General features: G+C 65.1%; 24 protein-coding genes and 1 pseudogene. 11 read left to right on the top strand and 14 right to left on the bottom strand.

Annotated elements, in window-relative coordinates:
* Nucleotides 1-344: 344 nt before the first annotated feature.
* Together ispH and hpnH are read left to right on the top strand one after the other, a co-directional pair.
* Nucleotides 345-1,289: a 4-hydroxy-3-methylbut-2-enyl diphosphate reductase gene (gene ispH, locus F6X40_RS29245; RefSeq protein ID WP_090808097.1), complete on the top strand. Its 945-nt coding sequence runs from the start codon at nucleotides 345-347 to the stop codon at nucleotides 1,287-1,289.
* Nucleotides 1,290-1,299: 10 nt separating this feature from the next.
* On the top strand, nucleotides 1,300-2,454 hold the full coding sequence (gene hpnH / locus F6X40_RS29240) for an adenosyl-hopene transferase HpnH (protein WP_018423996.1): 1,155 nt from the start codon (nucleotides 1,300-1,302) through the stop codon (nucleotides 2,452-2,454).
* 142 nt (nucleotides 2,455-2,596) lie between these two features.
* Here the strand turns inward: hpnH and F6X40_RS29235 are convergent, their stop codons facing one another.
* Entirely contained in the window at nucleotides 2,597-3,199 is a 603-nt protein-coding gene (locus F6X40_RS29235) for a phospholipid-binding protein MlaC (protein ID WP_184073454.1), read from the bottom strand.
* 211 nt (nucleotides 3,200-3,410) lie between these two features.
* Here F6X40_RS29235 and F6X40_RS29230 point away from each other — a divergent pair, with 211 nt between their 5' ends.
* Nucleotides 3,411-6,026: an MMPL family transporter gene (locus F6X40_RS29230; RefSeq protein ID WP_187630209.1), complete on the top strand. Its 2,616-nt coding sequence runs from the start codon at nucleotides 3,411-3,413 to the stop codon at nucleotides 6,024-6,026.
* A 2-nt stretch (nucleotides 6,027-6,028) separates the two neighbouring features.
* Entirely contained in the window at nucleotides 6,029-6,958 is a 930-nt protein-coding gene (locus tag F6X40_RS29225; RefSeq protein WP_184073451.1) for a VacJ family lipoprotein, read from the top strand.
* Between the two features lie 127 nt (nucleotides 6,959-7,085).
* Here the strand turns inward: F6X40_RS29225 and F6X40_RS29220 are convergent, their stop codons facing one another.
* Complete coding sequence (locus F6X40_RS29220; protein WP_090808106.1) at nucleotides 7,086-7,571, bottom strand: acyl-CoA thioesterase; 486 nt, start codon at nucleotides 7,569-7,571, stop codon at nucleotides 7,086-7,088.
* Between the two features lie 432 nt (nucleotides 7,572-8,003).
* Nucleotides 8,004-8,144 (bottom strand): hypothetical protein, encoded by a 141-nt coding sequence (locus F6X40_RS29215; RefSeq protein WP_184073449.1) that lies wholly within the window; start codon nucleotides 8,142-8,144, stop codon nucleotides 8,004-8,006.
* An 81-nt stretch (nucleotides 8,145-8,225) separates the two neighbouring features.
* On the opposite strand from F6X40_RS29215, the gene F6X40_RS29210 reads away from it, so the two are divergent.
* Nucleotides 8,226-8,447, top strand: a complete 222-nt coding sequence (locus F6X40_RS29210) for a hypothetical protein (protein WP_184073447.1) — start codon at nucleotides 8,226-8,228, stop codon at nucleotides 8,445-8,447.
* 55 nt (nucleotides 8,448-8,502) lie between these two features.
* Here F6X40_RS29210 and F6X40_RS29205 read toward each other — a convergent pair whose 3' ends face one another.
* The 7 genes from F6X40_RS29205 to F6X40_RS29175 all read right to left on the bottom strand — a co-directional run bounded on the left by F6X40_RS29205 (nucleotide 8,503) and on the right by F6X40_RS29175 (nucleotide 15,628).
* On the bottom strand, nucleotides 8,503-9,261 hold the full coding sequence (locus F6X40_RS29205; RefSeq protein WP_187630208.1) for a phosphorylase: 759 nt from the start codon (nucleotides 9,259-9,261) through the stop codon (nucleotides 8,503-8,505).
* Between the two features lie 3 nt (nucleotides 9,262-9,264).
* The gene (gene shc / locus F6X40_RS29200; RefSeq protein ID WP_187630207.1) at nucleotides 9,265-11,343 is read right to left on the bottom strand and encodes a squalene--hopene cyclase; all 2,079 of its coding nucleotides are present in this window, start codon (nucleotides 11,341-11,343) and stop codon (nucleotides 9,265-9,267) included.
* Complete coding sequence (gene hpnE / locus F6X40_RS29195; protein ID WP_187630206.1) at nucleotides 11,340-12,608, bottom strand: hydroxysqualene dehydroxylase HpnE; 1,269 nt, start codon at nucleotides 12,606-12,608, stop codon at nucleotides 11,340-11,342. Before hpnE ends, shc begins: the two co-directional genes overlap by 4 nt.
* Nucleotides 12,609-12,612: 4 nt before the next feature.
* The gene (gene hpnD, locus F6X40_RS29190; protein ID WP_184073438.1) at nucleotides 12,613-13,461 is read right to left on the bottom strand and encodes a presqualene diphosphate synthase HpnD; all 849 of its coding nucleotides are present in this window, start codon (nucleotides 13,459-13,461) and stop codon (nucleotides 12,613-12,615) included.
* 238 nt (nucleotides 13,462-13,699) lie between these two features.
* The gene (locus F6X40_RS29185; protein WP_187617622.1) at nucleotides 13,700-14,650 is read right to left on the bottom strand and encodes a diguanylate cyclase; all 951 of its coding nucleotides are present in this window, start codon (nucleotides 14,648-14,650) and stop codon (nucleotides 13,700-13,702) included.
* Nucleotides 14,647-15,270, bottom strand: coding sequence for a chemotaxis protein CheC (locus tag F6X40_RS29180; RefSeq protein ID WP_184031036.1), 624 nt, complete (start codon nucleotides 15,268-15,270; stop codon nucleotides 14,647-14,649). The genes F6X40_RS29185 and F6X40_RS29180 overlap by 4 nt, the downstream gene beginning before the upstream one ends.
* Nucleotides 15,263-15,628 carry a response regulator gene (locus F6X40_RS29175; RefSeq protein ID WP_090808122.1) on the bottom strand — a complete coding sequence of 122 codons (366 nt, stop codon included), beginning with the start codon at nucleotides 15,626-15,628 and terminating at the stop codon, nucleotides 15,263-15,265. Before F6X40_RS29175 ends, F6X40_RS29180 begins: the two co-directional genes overlap by 8 nt.
* A gap of 605 nt (nucleotides 15,629-16,233) precedes the next feature.
* On the opposite strand from F6X40_RS29175, the gene F6X40_RS29170 reads away from it, so the two are divergent.
* Nucleotides 16,234-18,528 carry a hybrid sensor histidine kinase/response regulator gene (locus tag F6X40_RS29170; protein ID WP_187630205.1) on the top strand — a complete coding sequence of 765 codons (2,295 nt, stop codon included), beginning with the start codon at nucleotides 16,234-16,236 and terminating at the stop codon, nucleotides 18,526-18,528.
* Between the two features lie 206 nt (nucleotides 18,529-18,734).
* Nucleotides 18,735-19,904 carry a hypothetical protein gene (locus tag F6X40_RS29165; RefSeq protein WP_187630204.1) on the top strand — a complete coding sequence of 390 codons (1,170 nt, stop codon included), beginning with the start codon at nucleotides 18,735-18,737 and terminating at the stop codon, nucleotides 19,902-19,904.
* A 104-nt stretch (nucleotides 19,905-20,008) separates the two neighbouring features.
* Here the strand turns inward: F6X40_RS29165 and F6X40_RS29160 are convergent, their stop codons facing one another.
* Complete coding sequence (locus F6X40_RS29160) at nucleotides 20,009-20,563, bottom strand: NADPH-dependent FMN reductase (RefSeq protein WP_187630203.1); 555 nt, start codon at nucleotides 20,561-20,563, stop codon at nucleotides 20,009-20,011.
* 290 nt (nucleotides 20,564-20,853) lie between these two features.
* Between F6X40_RS29160 and F6X40_RS29155 the strand changes: the two genes are divergently transcribed.
* Entirely contained in the window at nucleotides 20,854-21,069 is a 216-nt protein-coding gene (locus F6X40_RS29155; protein ID WP_026226445.1) for a hypothetical protein, read from the top strand.
* Nucleotides 21,070-21,226: 157 nt separating this feature from the next.
* Here F6X40_RS29155 and F6X40_RS42685 read toward each other — a convergent pair whose 3' ends face one another.
* Entirely contained in the window at nucleotides 21,227-21,361 is a 135-nt protein-coding gene (locus F6X40_RS42685) for a hypothetical protein (protein ID WP_018424013.1), read from the bottom strand.
* A gap of 465 nt (nucleotides 21,362-21,826) precedes the next feature.
* Between F6X40_RS42685 and F6X40_RS29150 the strand changes: the two genes are divergently transcribed.
* Entirely contained in the window at nucleotides 21,827-22,435 is a 609-nt protein-coding gene (locus F6X40_RS29150; RefSeq protein ID WP_184073430.1) for an RNA polymerase factor sigma-70, read from the top strand.
* Complete coding sequence (locus F6X40_RS29145; protein WP_187617628.1) at nucleotides 22,416-22,628, top strand: zf-HC2 domain-containing protein; 213 nt, start codon at nucleotides 22,416-22,418, stop codon at nucleotides 22,626-22,628. The genes F6X40_RS29150 and F6X40_RS29145 overlap by 20 nt, the downstream gene beginning before the upstream one ends.
* A 24-nt stretch (nucleotides 22,629-22,652) precedes the next feature.
* On the opposite strand, the gene F6X40_RS29140 is transcribed toward F6X40_RS29145, so the two are convergent.
* Together F6X40_RS29140 and F6X40_RS29135 are read right to left on the bottom strand one after the other, a co-directional pair.
* Entirely contained in the window at nucleotides 22,653-22,943 is a 291-nt protein-coding gene (locus tag F6X40_RS29140) for a DUF1272 domain-containing protein (RefSeq protein WP_187630202.1), read from the bottom strand.
* Nucleotides 22,944-23,076: 133 nt separating this feature from the next.
* Nucleotides 23,077-24,077, bottom strand: a pseudogene (locus F6X40_RS29135) (GntP family permease).
* 247 nt (nucleotides 24,078-24,324) lie between these two features.
* Between F6X40_RS29135 and F6X40_RS29130 the strand changes: the two are divergent.
* On the top strand, nucleotides 24,325-25,308 hold the full coding sequence (locus tag F6X40_RS29130) for a sulfonate ABC transporter substrate-binding protein (RefSeq protein ID WP_187630201.1): 984 nt from the start codon (nucleotides 24,325-24,327) through the stop codon (nucleotides 25,306-25,308).
* The last annotated feature ends 52 nt before the right edge of the window (nucleotides 25,309-25,360 follow it).

Raw genomic sequence — 25,360 nt, 5'->3', positions numbered from 1 at the left:
CGCGATGTCCGCGCGGCAAGGATCGGTAGTTTAAGGGTTCCGCCGTGACGGTGCAGTGTGCGGTCATGGTCGGGCGCGTTACGAGGCAATCCCGCGCTGACTCCTTACATCTTTGTAACGCTCGCCGCCCCGGTCCTCCGCACGGCCCGGCGGCTGCGGCAAGCGGCCAACACACGGGCCGCAGCAAAAAGCAAAGTGGCCCCGATAGCGTTAGAATGCGCGTTTGGTTTTGCTGTACCGGCCGGTCGCCGGGGCTCAAGACGTCAACTAATCAAGATGAGCGCGGCGATAAAGTCAGTTTCACGACTTCTTCGAAACCCGCGTTAGTCGGAGTTCGCCAACTTATGCGAGTCATCCTTGCTCAGCCCCGCGGCTTTTGTGCGGGCGTTGTCCGCGCAATCGAAATCGTCGATCGTGCGTTACAGCAACACGGCGCGCCCGTGTATGTCCGCCACGAGATTGTCCATAACCGTCACGTGGTCGACAATCTGCGCCAGAAGGGCGCGCGTTTCGTCGAGGAACTCGATGAAGTGCCGCAAGGTGCCGTCGCGATATTCAGCGCGCATGGTGTTGCGCAGACCGTCGAACGTGATGCCGAAGCGCGCGGCCTCGACGTGCTCGACGCAACCTGCCCGCTCGTGACCAAGGTGCACGTACAGGGTCGTCAGTACGTGGCCGCCGGCCGCACGCTGATCCTGATCGGCCACGCCGGCCATCCAGAAGTGGAAGGCACGATCGGCCAGATCCCCGGCACGGTACTGCTCGTGCAGAGCGAGGCAGAAGTCGCGAAACTCGAGTTGCCGGTCGATGCGCCGCTCGCCTACGTGACGCAAACCACGTTGTCGGTCGACGACACGCGCGGCATCATCGACGCGCTGCTGCGCCGCTTTACCGACATGGTCGGTCCCGACACGCGCGACATCTGCTATGCAACGCAGAACCGCCAGGCCGCGGTGCGCGAATTGAGCAAAGAGGTCGATGTACTGCTGGTGGTCGGCGCGACCAACAGCTCGAACTCGAACCGGCTGCGCGAAATCGGCAGCGAGAGCGGCGTGGCGAGCTACCTCGTCGCCGACGGCTCCGAAGTGAAGCCGGAATGGTTCGCCAACGTGCACACGGTCGGCATCACGGCCGGCGCGTCGGCGCCCGAAGAAATGGTCGAAAACGTAATCGATGCGCTACGCGCATTGGGGCCCGTCGATGTCACGACGATGGCGGGCCGTGAAGAAAAAGTCGAATTCAAGTTGCCATCGAAACTGATGCAACCACTCGCTGCACGCGAAGTTTAAGGAGGACGCCTTGTCTATTCCGCTGCTACAGAAAGTCCGCGTCGGCGCATACATCATGCGCCAGCATCTCTCCGGCAACAAACGCTATCCGCTCGCCCTGATGCTGGAGCCGCTGTTTCGCTGCAATCTCGCCTGCAATGGCTGCGGCAAGATCGACTATCCGGATCCGATTCTGAACCAGCGTCTGTCGCTGGAAGAATGCCTGCAGGCCGTCGACGAATGCGGTGCGCCGGTCGTGTCGATCGCGGGTGGCGAGCCGCTGCTGCACAAGGAAATGCCGCAGATCGTCAAGGGCATCATGGCGCGCAAGAAGTTCGTGTACCTGTGCACGAACGCGCTGCTGATGGAAAAGAAGATGGACGACTACGAGCCGAATCCGTACTTCGTGTGGTCGGTTCATCTTGACGGCGACAAGGAAGCGCACGATCACTCGGTGTCGCAGGAAGGCGTGTACGAGAAGGCCGTGGCCGCGATCCGCGAAGCGAAGCGCCGCGGCTTCCGCGTCAACATCAACTGCACGCTGTTCAACGACGCGCAGCCGGAACGCGTGGCGAAGTTCTTCGACACGTTGGGCCCGATGGGCGTCGACGGCATCACGGTATCGCCGGGTTATGCGTATGAGCGCGCGCCGGATCAGCAGCACTTCCTGAACCGCGACAAGACCAAGCAGCTGTTCCGCGAAATCTTCAAGCGCGGCAACAACGGCAAGAACTGGTCGTTCAGCCAGTCGGCGATGTTCCTCGACTTCCTCGCGGGCAACCAGACCTACGAATGCACGCCGTGGGGCAACCCGGCGCGTACCGTGTTCGGCTGGCAAAAACCGTGCTATCTGGTCGGCGAAGGCTACGTGAAGACCTTCAAGGAACTGATGGAAACCACGGACTGGGACAAGTACGGCACCGGCAACTACGAGAAGTGCGCGGACTGCATGGTCCACTGCGGTTTCGAAGCGACGGCCGTGATGGACACGGTTGCGCATCCGCTGAAGGCGCTGAAGGTCAGCATGCGCGGCCCGAAAACCACGGGCGCGTTCGCGCAGGACATTCCGCTCGACAAGCAGCGTCCCGCCGAGTACGTGTTCTCGCGTCACGTCGAGATCAAGCTCGAAGAAATCACGCGCGCCGGCAAGGGCAAGAAGGTGGAGACCGCGACGGCCGCGCACTGAGGCGTTCGACAGGAGAGCGGCCGCGCGCCGCCCCTCTATTGCGCCTGATCGTTAGCGCAAGCAGCTCGAAAAAAAGCGCGGTGGCCAATCAAGGCCACCGCGCTTTTCTTTTACCGATTGAAACTTCTGTCGACCGACCCGCTTACGCGCCGCGCGCATTATGCGCGGTCAGGAATTTGATCAGCCCGTCGATGCCGCCTTTGGCGATCTGGTCGGCGAACTGCGTCTGATACACCTGGATCAGCCACGCGCCCATCATGTTGATGTCGTAGATCTTCCAGCCCGACGGCCCCTTGGTGAGCCGGTAGTCGATCGAGTCATCGCCGCCGTTGCTGATCACGTGCGATTGCACGACGATGTCGGTCGCGCCGCCTTGCACGCTGACCGGCGCAAACTGGAACTTCACGTCCTGGTCGCGCAGTTGCGACAGCGATGCGGCATAGGTACGCGTGAGCAGCAGCGTAAACTGCTCGTACAGTTGCTTCTGCTGCTCCGGCGTCGCGGTCGCCCACGGCTTGCCTACCGCGATACGTGTGGTGCGCTGAAAGTCGGTGGCGGGCAGGAAGTGCGTCTGGACGACCTCGGTGATCTTCGCCATGTCGCCGCCGCGCGCCTGCGGGTCAGCCTTCATTGCAGTCACCGTGCCCTGGACTGCACTTTTTACCACCGCGTCGGGTGCGCTCTGCGCAAACGCCGCCGTGGATACCACGGCCGCAGCCACAAAAGCAGTCAGATATCGTTTCATACGCTTGTCATGACTCGAAAGAAGTAGCGCCGACGGGCCGCAGCCCCGCGGCTAAAGAGAGGTACACCAGTATAGCGGGGATTACGTTCCCATCCGGACGAAGCCGTCAGGAGCCGTACTTGCTACCGAAGTCGGGCTTGCTTGCCCGGGCTCTGTATACTTATGCACCTTCGTCAAAAACAACACCCGTCATAAGGCCACGTCCGCCTACATGCTGAAGTCATCTATCGTCCGTCTCGTCGCGTATTCGGTGCGTCATCCGCTGAGGATCATCGCGCTGTCGATCGTGCTCGCTGTCCTGAGCGGCATATACGTCGCGCATAACTTCAAGATCAACACGGACATCAGCCGTCTCATCGAGACCGACAAGCAATGGGCGGCAGTCCAGAACGCGCTCGACGCCGCCTTCCCCGACCGTGGCGACACCGTGCTGGTGGTGGTCGAGGCGCGCGCGCCCGAATTCGCCGACGCCGCCGCCAACGCGCTGACCGCCGCGCTCAGAGCCGATCCGAAGGAGTTCACGTCGGTCTCGCAGCCCGCCGGCGGCCCCTTCTTCGAACACAACGGCCTGCTGTTTCTGTCCACCGACGAGGTGATGTCCACCACCTCGCAACTCGTGCAGTCGCGCCCGCTCGTCAATCAACTTGCGCATGATCCGAGCCTGACCGGTCTCGCCGGCACGCTGACTACGACCCTGCTGCTGCCGCTGCAACTCGGCCAGGTCAAACTCCCTGACATGAGCCGGCTGCTTGCGCAAAGCGCGAACACGCTCGATCGCGTGCTGGCCGGCCAGCCCGCCGCGTTCTCGTGGCGCGCTCTCGTCGATAAAAGCGCCGCCACCGATCCGGCGCGTTCGTTTGTCGTCGTGCATCCGGTCGTCAACTACGACGCGCTGGAGCCGGGCGCGAGCGCGTCGAGGGCGATTCGCGCAACCGCGGTCTCGCTGCATCTCCAGCAGCGCTACGGTGCGACGGTCCGCCTGACCGGCGAGCAGCCACTCGCCGACGAGGAGTTCGCGTCAGTGCAGGACGGTGCGGTGCTGAACGGCATCGGCACTTTCATCGTCGTCCTGATCATTCTGTGGCTCGCGCTGCGCTCGGGCCGCATGATCGCGGCCGTGTTCATCACGCTGTTCGTCGGCCTCGCGATCACGGCCGCGCTAGGCCTGTTGATGGTCGGCGCGCTCAACATGATTTCGGTCGCGTTCATGGTGCTGTTCGTCGGGCTCGGCGTCGATTTCGGCGTGCAGTTCGGCGTCAAGTATCGCGAGGAGCGCAACCGCGACGACCGGCTGTCGGCCGCGCTGATGCACACCGCGCACAGCATCGGCGTGCCGCTCACGCTCGCGGCCGTGGCAGTCGCGCTGAGCTTCTTCTCGTTCCTGCCGACCGCTTATCGCGGCGTGTCGGAGCTTGGCCAGATCGCGGGCGTCGGCATGTTCGTCGCGTACTTCACCAACATGACCTTGCTGCCAGCGCTGCTGAAGCTCTTCAATCCGCCGGGCGAAGTCGCCTCGCCCGGTTTCAAGCAGCTCGAGCCCGTCGACGACTTCCTCGACCGCCATCGCAAGCCGGTGTTGATCGGCACGCTGCTCGTCGTGATCGGCGCGACACCGCTGCTCACGCACCTGCGTTTCGACTTCAATCCGCTGCATCTGAAGGACCCGCACACCGAGTCGATGGCAACGTTGCTGTCGCTGAAGGATTCGCCCGAAGCCGCGGTGAACAACGTGCAGGCGCTGGCGCCGTCGCTTGCCGACGCCGACGCGATGGCCGAGCGACTGCGCAAGCTGCCGGAAGTGGGCCGCGTCAACACGTTGAGCACCTTCGTGCCGGCCGACCAGCAGCAGAAGATGATGCTGATCGCGAGCGCCGCGCAGCTGCTGCTGCCGGCGCTGCAACAGCAGCCCGCGCCGCAAGCCACCGACGAGTTGCGCGTCGCCGCATTGAAGCGCGCGGCGAATCAGTTGTCGCTCGCGGCCGAGGACCATCCGGGCCCGGGCGCGGCGGACGCGCAGCACCTGTCCGCGACCTTGCAAAAGCTCGCCGCCGCCGACGCCGCCACGCGCGACCGCGCCGAAGTCGCGATGTCCGACACGCTGCGCATCGCCTTGAAGCAGCTTGAGAACCTTCTGCAGCCGACCGAAATAACCCAGCAGACCCTGCCGCCAGGCATCACCGCGATGTGGATCGGCAAGGGCGGTCATGCGCTCGTCGATATCGCGCCGAAGGTGCCGCCCGGCGTCGATCCAAACGACGACCAGATGCTCGCGCGCTTCGCGCACGCGGTGAAGAGGGCGGAGCCGGGCGCGATCGGCGGACCGATCTCGATCCTGCATTCGGCCGACACGATCATCAAGGCGTTCCTGCAGGCGGCAGTCTATGCGCTGCTGTCGATCGCCGTGCTGCTGTGGATCGCGCTGCGCCGTGTCGGCGACGTGCTGCGCACGCTGGTGCCGCTGCTGGTGTCCGCGATCGTCACGCTCGAACTGTGCGTGGTATTCGGCATGCCGCTGAACTTCGCGAACATCATCGCGCTGCCGCTGATGCTCGGCGTCGGCGTCGCGTTCAAGATCTACTTTGTGATGGCGTGGCGCCACGGCCAGACCGGCCTGTTGCAGTCGAGCCTCACGCATGCGGTGCTGTTCAGCGCCGCCACAACGGCCACCGCGTTTGGTAGCCTGTGGCTGTCGCACCATCCGGGCACGTCCAGCATGGGGAGGCTGCTCGTGCTTTCGCTGTTCTGCACGCTGATCGGAGCGGTGGTTTTCCAGCCGGTGCTGATGGGCAAGCCGCGTCAACGTCGCGGGAAGCAAAAAGGAATATAAGCATGAAGCTGCGTAACACCGCGCTGGCGCTCACCGCCGCGGGTCTCATTTCTGGCTGCGCGACCGCTCCGGATCGCAAGCCGGGCGATCCGTTCGAGCCGGTGAACCGGGTGATCTTCAATTTCAATGACGGAGTCGATCGCTATATCGCGGTGCCGGTCGCGAAGGGCTACCAGAAAGTGACGCCGCAGCCGCTGCGCACCGCCGTCAGCAATTTCTTCTCGAACCTCGGCGACCTCACCAACGCCGCAAACGCGCTGCTGCAACTGAAGATCACCGATGCGACCGAAGACATCATGCGCTTCGCGTTCAACTCGGTGTTTGGGATTGGCGGCCTGCTCGACTGGGCGACGCCGGCCGGCCTGCCCAAGCATCATCAGGACTTCGGTCTGACGCTCGGGCATTGGGGCATTCCGTCGGGTCCGTATCTGGTGCTGCCGCTGTTCGGGCCGAGCACGGTGCGCGACAGCATGGGGCTCGTCGTCGATGTGAAGTTCAATCCGCTGAACTATATCGAACCCGCGACCCGCAATCCGCTGTACGTGCTGCAGTTCGTGAGCACACGTTCGGATCTGCTCGGCGCGACCAGCCTTCTGGAGCAGGCTGCGCTCGACAAGTACTCGTTCGTTCGTGATGCCTTTTTGCAGCAGCGCCTCGCGCGGCTGCGCGGCACGAGCAATAACCCTCTGCCGCTGCCGAACTACGACGATCACGGCGATACGGGCCCGGCTGCTGCCCCAGCGGCAGGCGCGCCGGCGGGCGGCCTGCCGAATTACTCCGATCCGGGTGAGTCCTCGCCGGCGCCCAATGGGGCTTCCGGTGGAGCGACCAACGCGCCCAGCGGGGATCTGCCGAACTACACCGATCCGGGTGACAGTGGCGCGGGCGCTACGCCAGCCGTGCCTGCTGAGCCGGCGTCGGCCCCGCAATAGCGCTCCAGGGGATCTGGGCACGTCGATCCAGCGCTCCAAGGCACAGCGGGCGCCCTCGATGGATGCCCCGCGTGGAAGTACAGCCAAACGTCGCCCGACCAAGCCCGCGGGCAGCGCTGCAACCCGCTCAGTGCAGGCTCTCGACCTCGCTGCGCGCCGCGCCCCGATCTTCCTCGACCGCCGCGACTGGTGCCGTTTGCGGCACTGGCTTGGAGTTCGCGCGATAGTGAGCGAACTGCTCGTCCGCATAACGGATACGCGTGCGGCCATGTGGCACCGGATCGCCGTTTTCGTCGAGATTGACGAATACCATTTTCTCGACCGTCAGAATGCTCTTGCGTGTGATCTTGTTGCGCACTTCGCAGCGCAGCGTGATCGACGTGCGGCCAAAATGCGTGGCGGTCATGCCCAGTTCGATGATGTCGCCCTGGCGTGCCGAACTGACGAAGTTAATCTCTGACATGAACTTGGTCACGACCCGCTGATTGTCCAGCTGAGAGATCGCGTAGATCGCGGCTTCTTCGTCGATCCAGCGTAGCAGGCTGCCGCCGAACAATGTCCCGTTGGGATTCAGGTCTTCGGGCTTGACCCATTTTCTCGTGTGGAAATTCATTTGGTACTCCGTGTCTGAGGCTCCCGGGCGGGCGCGTCATGCGCCGGAACCTAAGGGTTAACACTAGCATTGTACCAAAAGTAGGGGTTTTCCCTAGTATTTCAAAATTGCATAATTAATCGTGCTGATAGTCTTGGGGGCCCACGATGGACCACCGCTAGTGGTCAACCGCTTCGGGCGATGGCTAGGAGGCCCGTCCATCACTGTCCCGGCAATTTTTAAGAAGTCGCTGATTGGTTCGGGCTCTGCCCGTACCTAAAGTTGGCATCCCCGACTACGGCGTAGGCAGACAATTTATGAATTCGGTTATTTGTGGCAACTTTGGAAGTGCATTTGCAGCAAACCTGGTCCTAGTGCAACGGTTGCCGAGTTGATTGGAGCAACAACGACACTCGAGGCGCTATCCGTCGCCGGCGCGCTAAGTGCGGCGTTCTACGTCGGTGCATGCATCGGTTCGCTGATCGTCGCGACCAAGGCTGCGATAACGTGCGGCACCAGCAGCGCGGCGGTCACTGCGCGAATTGCAGCGGGCCGCCTCGGATTGGTCGTTCCAGAGTCGATGCTGGCATTCATCCATCGCCATCCGGAAGTGCTGACAAAGGGGCCAGCGCGCCGGCACGACGCCTGTCTGGCGCTCCATCGAGCGGAATTGGTATGAATTGGATCGTCGATAAAGTGGCGCTTCTGCTCGCCGCTATCGCCTGTGCGGCGATCGCATGGGCGCTGATTCGCTACAGCGGCCAGTGGTTTCCGCTGCTACTGTTCATACTGGCGTTTGCGGGGCTTTACGCAGATAACCAGCGGCTGCGCAACCGCCTAAGGGACCTGGGCGAAGACTCGAGTCGCCGCTCCAGGGGTGAGTCACGCACACGCTAGCGACTTGCTGCCGGCCCCAGACGCAGTCGGGATGGCTAACCGCCATCCCCGTCGCTCAACTGCTGACGCCCGCGATCCGCAGCGCGCCGCCCTTCCCCAAAGCCTCCCGCGCCTCGACCAGCGTAGTCCGCGCGGCGCGCGCATCACCGGCGAGTCGCAGCAGCGCGCCGAGTTGCGACGGCTGCCGCAGCAATTCGCGCAGAATCGGCCCGAGGGCGGTGCTGCCGTCGTCGCGCAAACCAGCGGTCGCGGCCGGCGGCAGCGTGCGCCAGGCCGGATCGACGATCGCGCGACACACGGCGAACGGCAGACCGTGAGCGGCAGCGGTCGCGCCAGCGATGTGCGATTCCATATCCACCGCGAGCGCGCCGGTCGATTCGTGCAGCGCGCGTTTGTCTTCGGCGGTGATCAGCGGCGCGGCGACTGCCGCCATCGCGCCACGGCGCAGACGTCCCGCGAGCCCTTCGGCCGTCCTGACGTTGGTCACGGCGGCGGCAATCCGCTCCGCCCATTGCCGATCCGTGTCGATACGCCCGAACGGCCCGTGCACGGCATCCGCGACGATCAGCGCCCCCGGCTGCAGATCCGGCGCGAGCCCACCCGCCGTGCCGAAACTGACGATCCCCGCCGCGCCGCGAGCGACCGCCGCGTTCAGCGCGCGCTCGAGCAGATCGGCGCGCGCCGCGTACACGACTTCGACGCGCACGCTGCCGTCGCCGCGTGCGATGCGCGCCTCGAACGCCATGCCCGTCACGACGATCACCGGCAAGCTGCTATCGCCCGTCCCCATGGACGGCGTCATCGACACGGACATCCGTCACATCCCGACCGTGATGCGCGTGAGCCCATTGCGCTTCAGATGACGGAAGCGCGCGAGCGCCCACAGCGGGAAGAACTTCCGATAGCCGTGGTAGCGCAGATAAAACACGCGCGGAAAGCCGGTCGCGGTAAAGCGCGTTTCGTCCCACAGCCCATGCTCGCGCTGCTCACGCTGCAGATAGTCGATACCGCGCGCCACCGCCTCGTGATCGACCTCGCCCGCCGCCATCAGCCCGAGCAGCGCCCAGGCTGTCTGCGACGCGGTGCTCGGCGCACGCTCGTAGCCGCGATAGTCGAGCCTGTAGCTCTCGCCGCCCTCGCCCCAACCGCCGTCGTCGTTCTGGATCGACACGAGCCATTGCACCGCGCGCCGCATGCGCGGGTCGTCGTGTGGCATGCCGGCCGCGTTCAGCGAGCACAGCGCGGTCCATGTGCCGTAGATGTAGTTCAGGCCCCAGCGGCCGTACCAGCTGCCGTCCGACTCCTGCTCCTGCAGCATGTAGTCGAACGCGCGCCGCGCCGGCTCGCTGCTTTGCGGCAGCTCGCCGATCTGCGCGAACATCGACAGACAGCGGCCCGACACGTCCGCGGTCGGCGGATCGAGCAGCGCGCCGTGGTCCGAGAACGGAATGTTGTTCAGGTAGTACTGCGTGTTTTCCGGTTCGAACGCGCCCCAGCCGCCGTCGCTGCTTTGCATGCCGACCACCCATTCGCGCGCGCGGGCAATTGCTTCGCGATCGACATCGGATTGCGTGAGCGCCGCCGAGCGGTGCATCGCCATCGCGACCACCGCGGTATCGTCGACATCCGGGAAATGCGCGTTGTTGTACTGGAACGCCCAGCCGCCCGGCCGCACCTTGGGGCGGCGCGAAATCCAGTCGCCGCGCACGTCGAGAATCTGCAGCGGACGCAGCCACGCGAGCCCGCGTTCGGCCGCCTGTTCGGCGCGCGCTTCGCCGGTTTCGAGCAATGCGTGCGCGGCGAGCGACGTATCCCACACCGGCGACAGACACGGCTGGCAATAGGCTTCGTCGTCCTTCATGACGAGCAGCTTGTCGAGAGATTTGCGAGCGATCGCGCGATGCGGATGATCGGCCGGATAGCCGAGACCGTCGTACATCATCACCGAGTTGGCCATCGCCGGGAAAATCGCGCCGAGGCCGTCCTCGCCGTTCAGCCGTTCGTCGACGAACGCGACCGCCGCGCGGATCGCGCGCTCGCGGGTCGCCTTCGGCAACAGGCCATCGACCGCGCGCAGCACCGAATCGACACAACGGAACAGGCCGAACCAGCGCGCGTGCTGATGCGGTGCGCGCTCGTTCATGCCGGTGTTCACCGGCGCGCCGCGGAACAGCTCGTCGATGCGCACCTTGCGCGGATTACGCGCTAGCGGCCGCTTCGCGTTGAGCACCAGCAGCGGCACGATCACCGTGCGCGCCCAGTACGACACCTTCGACAGATGGAACGGGAACCACACCGGCAGCAGCATGATCTCGACCGGCATCATCGGCACCGCGCGCCACGACACCACGCCAAAGAGGGCGAGCAGGATTCGCGTGAACACGTTCACGTGTTCCGCGCCGCCGTGCGCGAGGATCGCGTCGCGCGCGCGCACCATGTGCTCGGCATCGACCGGGTCGCCGATCATCTTCAGCGCGAAGTACGCCTTCACGCTCGCGCTGATGTCGAGCGCGCCGTCGGTGAAGAGCGGCCAGCCGCCGTTCGGCAACTGGATGCGGCGCAGATAACGGGCGATCTTCTGTTCGAGTTCGAGGTTCGGCGTTTCGCCGAGATAGTGGACCAGCAACACGTATTCGGCCGGAATCGTCGCGTCGGCTTCGAGTTCGTAGACCCAATGGCCGTCCGGCTGCTGCGCGGCCAGGATCGCATCGGTCGCGCGCGTGATCGATGCGTCGAGCGCGCTCGCGCCCTGCACGGGCGCCGGCGTTGCGGTTGCCAATGCGTCCGCCACGGCGGGCGCGTTGGCAACCACGGCAGCTTCGGCCAGGTCCGGCGCCGCATCGGCGGCTTCGGGCAGCGCCGCGTCGAGCGGCTGGGTGTGAGATAAGTCGTTCATCTGCGTTCCATCGGTTGATTCAGCAGCGTATCCGCGGCCTTCTGGCCGGAGCGGATCGCGCCTTCGAGCATCGCGGGCAGGCCGGTGGCCGTCCAGTCGCCCGCGAGCAGCAAATTGTTCCAGCGAGTGCGCGTGCCCGCCCGCAATGTCTCCTGCGCGGGCAGCGCGGCAAACGTCGCGCGCGATTCGATCACCACCTGCCAGCGCGGCAGCGGCGCCGCCGGCAGATTGACCGCCTGCGCGACCTCGGCCCAGACGGTCGCCGCCAGCACGTCATGCGGCGTGTCGACGAGCCGCTCGGCGCCGTTGAGCGTCACCGACAGGCGCTCGTCGAACGCAAACAACCATTCGGCCGTTCCGTTCAGCAGTGCGGTGATCTGCGGCAGGCCGAACGGCGGCTCGACCGCGAAATGCACGTTGAGCGCGGCCGCGAAACGCGTCGGCGCGCGCAGGCCCGGCACGAGAGCCACCGCGGCTTCGGGCGGCAGCGCGAGAATCACCGCCTCGTTCGCGCCGAGCGCGATGCTCTCATCGTCGAAATGCAGCGCCTGCACACGGGCCGGGTCGGCCGCGAACGTGATGTCGCGCAGACGCGAACCGAGCCGGATGGTCGCGCCGCCATGTTGCAGCAGACGCAGCGCCGGATCGACGAACGCGCTGCCAAGACCATTACGCGCGACCAGCGGCCGGCACGCGAGCCCGCCCGCGAACAGCGTTTCGCGCACGAGCGCGCCGGTCAGTTCGGCCGAGGCGTCGCGCGGCTCCAGATTCAGCAGCACATGCAGCAGCGGCCGCAGCAGCCGTTCCCACAGCGGACCGTGACAGCGCATCGTCTGCGCGACGCTGCGGCCCGGTTTCGCAAACAGCAGCGGCACGAGCGACAGGTAATCGGTCGGGCCCGTGTTCGGCACGCGCGCGTGCGCATCGAAAATCCACCACGGCAAACTCCCCGGCGACAGACGCACGCTCCAGCGCGAACGCGTGGCCAGATCGACGAACGGATACTCGGGCTGCGTGGGGCCGACCAGTTCGTCGGCGGCGCCGATCGCGCGCACGTAGTTGAGCGTCGCGGCATTGGCCGACAACACGATGTGATTGCCGCTGTCGAGCGTCGCACCAAGCTTCGCGTCGTAGTACGAACGGCAGCGGCCGCCCGCGTGATCCTGCGCTTCGTGCAGCACGACCCGCGCGCCGCGCCGCTGCAGTTGCACGGCGGCGGCGAGCCCGGCCGCGCCCGCGCCGACCACGTGGACGAGCTTCGGCATCAGCTCAGAAAAGCGCGTAACGCGCGACGATCCACAGCAGGCGCAGCTTCGGCTTGCGGACCTTCGTGCGCGGAACGTCGAAGCCGCGCTCCAGCGCGCGCTCGAGCAGCACGCGATAGACGCCCGACATGATGCGCGGCGCGCGCACCTGAGCGCGCGGCTCGCGATCCATGATCGCGTCGGACTCGGCGAAGTGCTGCTTCGCGCGCTCGGCGAGCGTCGCGCAGACGCGCGGCAGCGTCGGATCGTCAGCGATCTGCCGCGGGTCCGTGGCCGCGATGCCTTCGCGCGCGAGCAGCTCGCGCGGTAGATAGCAGCGGTTGATGACGGCGTCTTCGTCGATATCGCGCAGGATGTTGGTGAGCTGCAGCGCGCGGCCGAGATGGTGCGCGAGCAGCCGGCCCGGCTCGTCACGCATCCCGAATATCCTCACCGACAGACGGCCGGCCGCGCTCGCGACGCGGTCGCAATAGAGGTCGAGCGTGGCGTCGTCGGGCGCGCAGATGTCGGCGGCGGCATCCATCGCCATGCCGTCGATCATTGCGTGAAAATCCTCGCGTTGCAGATGAAACGTGTGAATGTGCCGCGTCAGCGCGCGCAGCGACGCGCGCGGCTGGCCGGCGTAGCAAGCGTCGAGGTCGGCGCGCCATTGCTCCAGCCCGGCCGCGCGCTCGGCGCGCGGCAGGTCGCTGTCGGCGATGTCGTCGACGGCGCGGCAGAAGGCGTAGACCTGGTACATCGCATCGCGCTGCGCCGCCGGCAAGATGCGCATCGCAAGATAAAACGAGCTGCCGGACGTGGCGGCAGCGGCGTCGATTTCAGTATCGTCCACGACAAGATTGGAAACAGCCAAGACGATCTCCGCTGGAGGCGCCCGCTGAAAGGCGTTCAAAGAGGTTTTTATGCCGACCCGCAGGGCAGTGGGCCCGCGCGCGCGGACACGCGCGAAACATCCGGCTGGGCGGCCGGAAACGGCGAAAAGTATAGCAATCTTTGCCGGTGACCGCAGTTTCGCCGGTCAATAGGGGGACGGGAAGGAGGGCCGCCGGGGGCGGCGCGGCGGCCTCGACCGCGCCGCCCCCGCTAGCGAATCAGGCTCCCGCGAGCCGGAACGCGACCGCGCAGTTGCGGCCCTGACGCTTTGCGCTATAGAGCGCCGCGTCGGCCTCGTTGATCAGCACGTCGTAGGCGGGCACCCCGGCGCGCGCCGTCGCGCCGCCGAGGCTCGCCGTGACCGGCACGCTGGTGCCGATCAGCTCCACCGGCGTTTCCTCGATCACGCGACGGATCTTCTCCGCCACCAGCATCGCGTCGTCGAGCGGCGTGCACGGCAGCAGCAGCGCGAACTCTTCGCCGCCGAAGCGCCCGAACGTGTCCTGTGCGCGCACCACGCCGGCGACGCGCTGCGCCATCACACGCAGCACCGTATCGCCGACGCCATGACCGAACTGGTCGTTGATCTTCTTGAAGTGATCGAGGTCGAACAGCAACATCGACATCTCGCCGCCGTAGCGCTGCCAGCGCGTGAACTCGTCGCGCAGCCGCGTTTCGAAAAAGCGCCGGTTCGCGATGCCGGTCAGTCCGTCGCGATTCGCGTACTCCTGCAGCTTCGCAACTGCCTCCTCGCGTTCGCGCTGCACGATGCTCACATGCGTCACGTCGGAGATCGTCACGCACACGGCCACCACTTCACGACCGCGCATCAGCGGCATGAACGTGCAGTCCTGCTGCATGAAGTCGACCCCACCGGTGATCGGCCGGTCGTGATCGAACTTGAACAGATACGGGCGCTGCTCCCACGAGCTGAACGCAAAGCTGCCGAGCTGAAACACGCTCTCGATCTTGCGCGACAGCCACACGCGCGGCAGCTCCGGAAAGTTCTGGTAGATCGAGTGGCCGACCACCTGCTCCGCCGACAGGCCGCTATGGTCCTGCATGAAGCGATTCCACATCAGCACGTTCAGTTCACGGTCGAGCACGAAGATGCCAAAACCGACCCGCTCGACCACGAGGTCGCTCAACGATTCCACGGAGACGTTCATATACTGGACAGCAGCGCATCGAGCGCTTCGTTCATGTGACGGATTGATTCTTCGGCCATCAGCATCACCAGATGCGCGCGAAAACTCTGATGTTCGAGCGCGAAATTCACTTCGACGAGCAGCGCCACCTGCCATTGCAGCACGCCGGGCTGGAACACTTCGTCGAGCGTCAGCGTGTCGCCGAGCATGCCCGGCGCGGAAAACACCGGCGTGCGGCCGAGCTGGTCGAGTATCGACGACACGCACGCGCCGGACAGCAGGTTCGCGACGTCGAGCATCAGTTCGCGCTCGCCGACCTCCTCGTAGCTCGAACGCGCGTACGGGTCGCGGACGAGCGAACACAGCTGCGCGATGCTGTCGCTGCGACAGATCACCAGCACCTCGCCCTTGATGTCCGAGCGAAAGCCCTGGCGCACCGCGCTGACCGTGTCGTCGATATGGGTCATCTCGCGCAGCGTGCGCGCCGCGTCGCTCACCGCGACCATCCGCACGCGCGGCACCGACAGTTCGATGAACGAATCGAGCAGGCCCGCGAGCCGCGTCGCGGCCCGGCCCATCGCGAGATTGGCGATTTCCTGTAGCGCGTCGCGCTGGTCTTCGGTGAAGGCGGGCTCAGACATACAAGCCGTACTCCTTGAGGATGGGCAGGACCGCCTCCGGCGTCACCGGCTTGGCGATGAACGCGATCGCGCCGAGCTCGCGCACGCGCTGCTGGGCGAGCGGCTGCACGTCGGCGGAAACGACGATCACGAAGGTGTTGAGGTCCTCGTGCTGCAACGCTTCGAGGACCTGGTAGCCGGTCATGTCCGGCATCGTCAGGTCGAGGAACATCACCGATGCCTTGCCCTCGCGATACAGCGTGAGCGCCTCGTGCCCGTTCGTCGCGTAGGACACGTCGACTGCCCAGTCGGGCGGCAGTGCCTTCGTGAGCAACTTGCGGGCGAGCAGCGAATCGTCGGCGATCACAATGGGGAGCATGGCAACGGCGGGTCGGGCGGTTTGGGCGGGTCGGATAAAGGAATCGGCTGGTTCATCTGCGCGCTTTCCGCGCCTGGTTGTGTGCGTATTTCGTTCGTCACGACAGTGGAGGGTGGCACACCTTCGCGTGATGCCGACCGATGCGCGACCAGGTACAGTGGCGCCTGTCGAATTGCAATTGCCTTTGGCGAGAGGGGGTGCGAATGCAGCAGGACGCGTTTGGCGAACCTTGACGATCCGGCGCACAGAGGGGGCAACGGCCCTTTTATCGTGGCGAGGATTGTCGAAGTAAAGTCGCGCAAAAGCAACTCGCCAGAATCGCTGACGGTAACGATCTGTTTCTCTGCTAGGCGAATTTTAGAAATGGATCTATCGTCGGGGCGGACATTTTTTTATCTTTATCCTTTTGTGTACGTTTGCGCTTCCCGATTCGTCGCTGTTTTAAAGCCGCTCTTAAAGAACGGCCGGCACGGCGGATGCCCATCCCCCGCGCTTTGCGGCAAATTTTTCCGTGCTGCGTCTATGCTTGTTCTGAAGGCGGCATGGTGCCGGCAACGGCCCGATACGGGGCTGCCACATCCGAACGACTTTTCGCGTCAACGACAATGACATCAGACCGGGTCGACTCCGCGCGCGCGGGCCGTCTTTCGCGTCGTCCTGCCCGCGAGCAGGACGACGCGTCGTTTCCCACCGTGCCGGAACAGAATTTCCAGGTGCGTCGCATCACGCTGATCGCGCTGCTGGTCGCGGCGATCGTGCTGCCGTTCGTCTACGTCGCGGCGATGGCATTCGCCGATCTGCGCTCGCGCGAGGCCGACGCGACCGATCTGGCGCTGCGCACGGTGCGGGTCGCCGAAGAACACGCGTTGAAGGTGTTCGACATGAACGAGACGCTGAACTCGCGCATCGTCGATCTGACCGACGGCCTCGACGACGACGGCATTCGCGCGCGCGAACACACGATTCACGACAAGTTGCGCACGATGGGCGGCGGCTATCCGCAGGTAGCCTCGATGTCGATCTTCGGCCAGCAGGGCGCGCTGCTCGTGAGCAGCCGCCTGTATCCGTCGCCGGAAAATTCGATCGGCCAGCGCGACGATTTCGTCGGCATCCGCGACGGCAACGCGCTCGAACGCGTGTCGAAAGTGATGACGGGACATGTGAGCGGCGAGCAGGTGTTCAACATGGGCGTCGAGCGCCAGGCGCCCAATGGCTCGTTCGCGGGCGTCGTGTCGATCGCGCTGCGGCCCAGCTATTTCGACGCGTTCTATCGCGAGTTGCTCGGCAGCAGCGACGCTACGCCGATCATCATGAGCCTCGTGCGCACCGACGGCGCGGTGCTCGCGCATTACCCGCGCGGCCCACGCGAGCCGACCGCGCTCGCGTCCGATTCGCCGTTCGCCGAAGCGGTCAGGCAGGGGCAGCGCTCCGGCGTCGTGCGGATGCGCTCGAGCTTCGCCGGCGGCAACCTGATCGTCGCCTTCCGGCACGTCGGCTCGTATCCGGTCTACGTGCTGTGCGGCTATCGCACGTCGGCGATCTGGGCCGCCTGGTACAAGCACCTGAGCGTGCTGGTCCTGTCGATGTTCACGCCGTCGATCGCGCTGTGGTGCGTGATCTGGCTGTCGCTGCGCCGCCTCGGCGCCGAAGAGGAAGCGTGGCAGCGTTGGCAGGCCGAGGCATCGATGCGCCGCTCGATCGAATCCGCGTACCGCCAGTCGCGCAAGATGGAAGCGCTCGGCACGCTGGTCGGCAGCGTCGCGCACGACTTCAACAACCTGCTGATGATCCTGTCGGCCAACGTGCAGATCGTGCGACGGCGCGGCGTCGGCGGACTGGAGCGCGAACTGTCGGCGATGGAGCGCGCGCTGAAGAGCGGCCAGTCGCTGACGCGGCAACTGCTCGGCGTCGCGCGCAAGCAGCCGCTGCGCACCGAGACGCTGTCGCTCGAACGCTGGCTGCCGTCGTGCCGCGAACTGCTGCGCGCGTCGCTCGGCGCGAAGGTGTCGCTCGTGATCGATAGCGGCGTCGATACCTGGCCGGTGCGCGTCGACGTCGCCGAGCTCGAGCTCGCGCTGATCAACATCGCCGTCAATGCGCGCGATGCGATGGCCAACGGCGGGCGCTTCACGGTGCACGCGAGCAATGTCGTGTTCCGTCACGAGGACGGCTTTCCGCTGACCGGCGAGTTCGTGCAACTGTCGCTCGAGGACACCGGCGCCGGTATGGCGCCCGACGTGCTCGCGCGCGCGTTCGAGCCGCTTTTCACGACCAAGCCCAAAGGCATGGGCACGGGACTCGGGTTGCCGCACGTCTTCGCGTTCTGCGAGGGCTCGGGCGGGCTCGCGGCAATCGACAGCGCGATCGGCGCGGGCACCTCGGTGCGGCTCTATCTGCCGCGCGCGTCGACCGAGCCGCACACGGCCGGGCCTGCAGAAGCGCTAGCGACCGAAAGCGGCGTGCCACAGGGTCTGCGCGTGCTGCTCGTCGAGGACGACGAAGAAGTCGCCGCCGGCACCGAGGCGCTGCTGCAGATGATGGGTCATCAGGTCACCTGCGTGTTCAACGCCGACACGGGGCTGCGTGTACTCGACGACGCACGCGCGAAGCGCGCGAGCACCGGCGAGCCGCTGCCGTTCGACCTGGTGCTGTCGGACATCCACATGCCCGGCAAGATGAACGGCATCGATCTGGCCGAAGCGGTGCTCAGGTTCGACCCACAGCTGCCGGTCATCCTCGTCACCGGCTACGCGGAAGAGCTCGACCGCGCGCGGCACGCGAACGTGCGCGTGCTGTCCAAGCCGTTCGATATCGGACTGCTGGAGCAACTGCTCGAAACGATCCAGCACGACGCCGTGCAAACGAGCAACGATGCCGCCACGCATCCGGCCGATACCTGATGTCCGCGCCGTGCCGGCGTCATTTACCGGGCCTTGTAAAAAGCGCGGCGTTTACGCGCCGCGCTTTTTTGCATCGCGAGCCCGCGTCATACGTAGCACGCCGGGCAGCGCGGCGGTGCGGGGCATGAAGGTTGCTTGCCTTCAGACGGCAAGGGGACGACGCCGCGAGCGTCGCCCGTTCCAGCAGAACATGTCGGGAGACAACCATGCAACATACCGTGATTGGTTTATTCGACACTTACATGCAGGCCGAAACCGCCCGCGACACGCTCGTGCAAACCGGCTTTGCGCGCGAGAAGATCGAGTTGCAGGCGAACGCCGAACCTTCGGTGGGCTCGGCCACCAGCGAAGTCGCCAACGCGGGCGTGCTCGCGAATATCGAGCGCTTTCTCGCCAGCCTGTTCTCGACCGGGCCGCGCCCATCGGACACCGCGCGTTATGCCGAGGCGATGCGGCGCGGCGCGGTGCTCGTGTGCGTCCACGCGGCAAGCGAGTCGCATGCGGAGCTGGCGCGCAATACGCTCGTGCGGCTCGGCGCGACGGATATCGGCGACCGCCCGCCCGCGGCGGACACGCCGGCCGCCACCGACCGCGATCACTCGATACTCGATGAGCTGGGCATCGGCGCGGTGATGCCGGGAACGCCGCGCACGTCGAGCGTAACGACCGAGGCGGGTGCGACGCCCGGGATGCGCGACACCACTGCGACACCGGGGGCGGCGGGCGTAAATTCGAGCAGCGGCGCAGCGGGTGCGGCGGCCATGACCGAATCGACCGGAATCGCCGGCGCGACGGGCGCCACTTCGGCGACCGGTACGACCGCACCCGACACCATGCCCCCTCCCGCCACCCCGCGCCCTGATCCGCTGACCGCCATGCCGCCGGCGGACATCGGCGCCGCCGCCAAGCCGTTCGCGCCGCCGCCGATCAGCGAACGGCCGATGAGCGATCCGGTCAACGAACCCATCGTCGATCCGCTCGCCGGCGATGCGGGACGCAGCGCGATCGCCGCCGGCTCGGTACCAGGTTCGGGCGCGGTCATGCAGCCGTCCGACATCGTCCCCGAAGGCGGGCAGCCGGGCACCGGTCCCGGCGCGCAGATGCCGAACGAGTATCTGGAGTACGAAGAAGATTTCCGCGCGCACTACGACGAGCAGTACGCCGCCGCGAACGCGCGCTATGAAGACTATGTGCCGGCCTATCGCTACGGCGCGGAGATCGCTCGCGACGCGCGATTCCGCAATCGTCCGTGGGATGAGATCGAGCCCGAAGCACGCCGCCATTGGGAAACCACGTCGCCGGACAGCACGTGGGAGCGCTTCAAGCTCGCGGTGCGTCACGGCTGGGAGCGGGTGACCGGCCATCACCACGCGTAGGCGATGCGCCTGGCGACACGAGCGCGGCCGCCTTACGCGGCGCGCGCTGTGTTCGCGTTGCTTCGGCGGATGGTCAGGACGCGGTCAGCGGCGCTGAGGCTCGGCTACACCGCCCGGTGCCGCTTGATCCACGTGACGTAGCGGTCCATGAACGTCTGCAGGAACTTGCGCGTGCCGTCGTTGACGATCTCGCCTTTTTCGTTGATCACCGCTGGATCGTGCTTGATGAACACCTCGGGCTGCCCCATCGCCGCGACGTCGAGATAGGCGAGCACGTTGCGCAGATGCTGCTGAGCGAGCGCGCTACCGGTCGCACCGACCGAGGTGCCGATCACCGCGCCGGGCTTGTTGGCCCACGAGTTGGTGCCCCACGGCCGCGAGCCCCAGTCGAGCGCGTTTTTCAGCACGCCCGGTATCGAGCGGTTGTATTCGGGCGTCACGAACAGCAGACCGTCCGCGGCTTGCACGCGCTCCTTGAGCTTCTTGCCGGCTTCGGGATAGTCGGCGTCGTAGTCCTGGGAGTACAGCGGCAACGAGCCGATATCGATGTATTCGAAGGTGAAATCGGCTGGAGCGAGGGAAATCACCGCCTGAGCCAGCTGACGATTGAACGAATCCCGCCGCAGGCTGCCGACGACCACTGCAATGTGATAGGCCATGTTCGCTTCCTCAGGTAAGGCGCTCGACGCGCAGAGAGTACGAACTGTCCATCATAGGCAAAAGCCGCGCGAAACGCCCAGGCCCTGGCGGATTTGGCCAGGTCATAGCGGATCGGGAAGGATTCTTGCGACACCTGTCGGTGGATAACCTCGCGGCTCGAAAAGTTATCCACAGATTCGCTGAATAACCTTGTGGATAAGTGGAACTTTTGCCTTGCCAATCAAGCATGCCTTCGGGCCATGGCGATCTGAGGCAAATGGACACCATCGACATTCTGGAGGACCGGATCATGAGTCTCGACTACGCAGGAAAATCCCACGACGAAGCGGTCGCCGCGCGCAAGAAAGCGCGGCAGCGCGCGCAGGAGCCGGCGGGCGGCGAGATGGCCGTCGACGGCGTCGAAGCCGATGCCACGCATAGCTGCGGCGAGTTGTCGGAACGAGGCAAACAGGTGTGGCGCACGGGCGCCGGACTCGATGGCGGAGGGAAGGCGCCGAGCCGCTAGGACTCGCGGGTTGTCCGTCGGCCGTGGCTAGAAGGAGGGGCCGCTTGACGCCGCCGTATCCCCATGCAGGCCGAATGCTGAATACTGGAATACGAAAGGGCGCCCGTTGCCGGCGCCCTTTTCTCATGCTTCCTTGCTGCGTATTTCGACGTGTCGATCAGTTGCCAAAAAATACGTTGCAGTACGACGCCGGGCCGTTGCAGGTCGAAGCCGGAGCGTCGGCGTGAGCGACACCCGAAGCCGCTGCGAACAGCGCGGCCGAAGCGATCAGGGCGGAGAAAATGCGTTTCATGGTGTGCGTCCTCGTTTGTGTGTGGGTTGCGCGATCTGATGCGATCGATGGCGTGAAGAATAGCGAGCGAGCCCGCGTCCACAAACAGCGAAGATGAGAAGAGATTATTTTATAAATTGAAATAATCGCTATTGTGCGATTGCGTTGAATTGGCGGTCGACCGCGACGCGTTGATCGGCCAGTGCGGCGATCCAACAGCCTTGTCGCGCGCAGACTCGAAATATCATTTCTTGCAACAATTAATTTCCGTTGTCATAAGCGGCCGCGCCGCGCGACGAAGCTCCTCGGGCATCGATTGCCGAGGGGCATATGTTCAATACCGATTCGCTAGGGCAGGAACGTGAGGGAGAATGGCGCACGCATCCGCAAACCGTGCGAGGACGACCATCTGCTCATGAATCACGACGTTTCAGGACGACACGCGCAGCGCAGCGCGCGGCCGACAGCGCAGCGACGGAGCATGCCGTGACGCAGCCAGGCGCTCCCTCGCTGGACGATCCCATTTATCTCGCGCAATTGCGGCGTGACCTCGTGCGCTTCGCCCGTCTGCAATTGCGCGACGCCGCGGCCGCCGAGGACGCCGTGCAGGAAGCGCTGACCGCCGCGTGGACTCAGGCCACGCGTTTCGCCGCGCAGTCGGAGCACAAGACCTGGGTGTTCGGCATCCTGCGCCATAAGCTCGTCGACACGCTGCGCGCGCGCCAGCGCACGGTCAATCTGTCGGCGCTCGAAGCCGAACTCGACGGCGAGGCGCTGCTTGATCGCGAGCTCTTCAAGGACAACGGCCACTGGTCGCGCGAGACCAAACCGCGTCCGTGGCCGACACCCGAAACTGCATTGCGCCGGCAGCAATTCTGGACGCTGTTCGAGATGTGCCTCGAGCATTTGCCCGAGCACATTGGACGCGTGTTCATGATGCGGGAGTTTCTCGACCTCGACATCGCGGCGATCTGCGCGGAACTGCAGATCAACGCGAATCATTGCAGCGTGCTGATCTATCGCGCGCGGCTGCGGCTGCGCACATGCCTGAGCGAAAAAGGCCTATCCAGCGAGGATGCGAATGGGGAAATGTAAGGACATCACGCGGCTGCTATCCGATGCGCTCGACCGCTCCCTGTCGACTGGCGAATGGCTCGCGATCCGCCTGCATCTGCCGACCTGCAGCGGGTGCCGGAACTATCGCAAACAGATCCGCCTGCTGCGGGTCGCCGCGCATGTGGCGAGCGGAGTGGCGAACGTGGATGGAGAGGTGAGCGGCGACGAGTGATTTGCCGCTTTGCCACACCGCAGTTCAGCGCTCGCCGATCGGCACGTCGCGATAGCGTTCGAAAAAGCGAGCATGCGATGCTTCATCGATGCCGATAGGATGCGCATCGGCACGCGCCGGATGTTTGGCGAGTTGCGCGCGGGTGCGAATCGGCCGATGCGCGAAATTGCCGCCGCAATTCGGACACACGTTGCGCAGCCTCGTCAGCGCGCAGACCTCGCAGAACGTGCATTCGTAGGTGCAGATCATTGCGTCGGGCGCGTTCGGCGGAAGTGACTTGCCGCAGCCTTCGCAGGTTGGTCGCAATTCGAGCATGACGGTGGCTCCTGTTGTTGATGACGCGAGGCGCGGCTTGCTGCCTGGCGTCGCGTGAGGTTCTGCGCGCGTGTTCCGCTGTGCGCGCGTCAACCCGCTGCCCAAATGGGTGAGGCTGTCGCGCGCGCCGTGCTCACGTCAACGCGCTCCACAGCACGAGCGTCAACGCGAGACCGACGACCGATACGATCGTCTGCAAGACCGACCACACCAGCACAGTCTGCTTAAGCTGGAGTCCGAAATATTCGCGGACCATCCAGAAGCCGGCGTCGTTCACATGGCAGAAGAACACCGAGCCGGCGCCGATCGCGAGCGCCATCAGCGAATTGTGCGTCGCCCCGAGCCGGTCGCCTGACGCAGCGCGACGGCGATCAACCAGGCGAGCAAGATCAGCGGCATATGCGCCCCGACCGCGATCTTGCCGATCGTCGTGCTGATGCCAGCGACGACGAGCGCCTGTTTCAGGCCGCCGCCCGCGCCGATCGTCAGCAACAGCGCGGCGATCGGCGGCAGGCTTTTGCGCAGAATGCCGCCGACGCGCTCGCGCGGCATGCCGCGCGACCAGCCGAGCGCGACACCGCGAACAGCACGGTGAGGCCCAGCGCGATCAGCGGACCCGGATGCGGCGGCAGCAGCGCATGCAGCGTCGCCATACCGGCGAGCGCGGGAATCGCGATGCGCAGAATCGGCTGCTGCGCGCGACGCGCCATGACGAAGATGATCGGCACCATCATCACGAGGCCGACTTCGAAGAACAGCGGCAGGCCGATGAGCAGCGCGACGACGGCCATCATCCACGGCAGCGTGCGCGGGGTCGAGTGCGCGAGGATCGTCGACACGAGCCGGTCGGCGGCGCCCGATTCGGCCATCAACGCACCGAGCATCGCGCCCAGCGCAATGATGATGCCGACGTCGCCGAGCAACGCGCCGGCGCCTTTGCTGAACGCGCTCGCGACTGCTTCGAGCGGCAGGCCGGCCGTGAAGCCCGCCGCGAAGGTGCCGACTAGGATCGACAGGAACGGCGCGAGCTTCAGCACGCTGATGAAGATGATGATCAGTGCTAGTCCAAGCGCACGACAGGATCAGTTGGGTGTCGTGGGCGGCCCACGGCGTCAGTGTTGTCGTTACAGGCACGGCGGCTTTTTTCCTCTCTTCGCTTGCAGTCGATCGATGCAGCCGCGAGCTGGTGGTCGCGGGCGCTTGTTTTGCCGGTCGATTCTAGCGGGAGGGGATAGGTTGGGCTTTGGGCAATGCTTCGCTACTGCCGCATGATTTGCTTATGCGAATTTATCGGTTCGTCCAGGCCCGCAGACGAATTATCGTCGGAGCCAATCGGACCATCTTTTGGCGTCCGTTAAATTCTTTTTCGACGAGTATTCTCATGTCCCGTGATCCGCTGCTGACGCGCCGTACGTTACTGGCCGGCGTAGGCGCAACGCTGGCCGCCGCCGCGTTGCCGGTCTTCTCCGCCGCCGCATTTGCCGCCGACGTACATGCAAAAGAACTTCGCATCGGATATCAGAAAGCCGCAAGCACCCTGGTATTGCTGAAGGCGCACGGCACGCTCGAAAAGCGGCTCGCGCCACTTGGCATCACGGTCAAATGGACCGAGTTTCCGGCCGGGCCGCAATTGCTGGAAGGGCTGAACGTCGGCGCGATCGATTTCGGCTATGTGGGCGAAGCGCCGCCCGTGTTCGCGCAGGCCGCGGGTGCCAATTTCGTCTACACGGCGTATGAAATTCCAACGCCGCACGCCGAAGGCATCCTCGTGCATCCGGACGCGCCAATCAAAACCTTGGCCGATCTGAAGGGAAAGAAGATTGCGCTGAACAAGGGCTCGGATGTGCACTGGTTTCTCGTCGCCGCGTTGCAGAAGAACGGCGTGAAGTTCAGCGAGATCCAACCCGTGTATCTGCCGCCCGCCGATGCACGTGCGGCCTTCGAGCGCGGTGCGGTCGATGCGTGGGCGATCTGGGATCCGTTCCTCGAAGCCGCCAGGCGGCAAACGAACGCGCGGCTGCTCGCCGATGCCGAGGGTATCGTGAGTCACCACCAGTTCTTTCTCAGCGCGCGGCCCTTCGCGCAACAGAACGGCGACGTCCTTGCGATCGTGCTCGATGAAGTGGGCAAGGAAGGGGAGTGGGTGCGCGGCCATTACAGCGAGGCCGCCGCCCAACTCGCGCCGATTCAAGGGCTCGACGCGAGCGTGATCGAATCAGGCTTGCGGCATTACGCGCATATCTACAAGCCCGTCGACGCGAACGTGCTTGCAGAACAACAGCGCATCGCGGATACGTTCACCGGACTGCATCTGATTCCGACGAAGATCGTGACCAAGGATGCCGCGCTGTCCGGCAAAGCCTAGCGCAGCAGTTCGAGTCCGCATTGCCCACATCGTTTTACTTCGACGGTCGCGC

The organism is Paraburkholderia sp. UCT31, from assembly GCF_014397655.1.
Lineage (GTDB): Bacteria > Pseudomonadota > Gammaproteobacteria > Burkholderiales > Burkholderiaceae > Paraburkholderia > Paraburkholderia tuberum.
The sequence above is the reverse complement of the archived record's forward strand: the minus strand, read 5'-3'. Positions and strand labels throughout refer to the sequence as shown.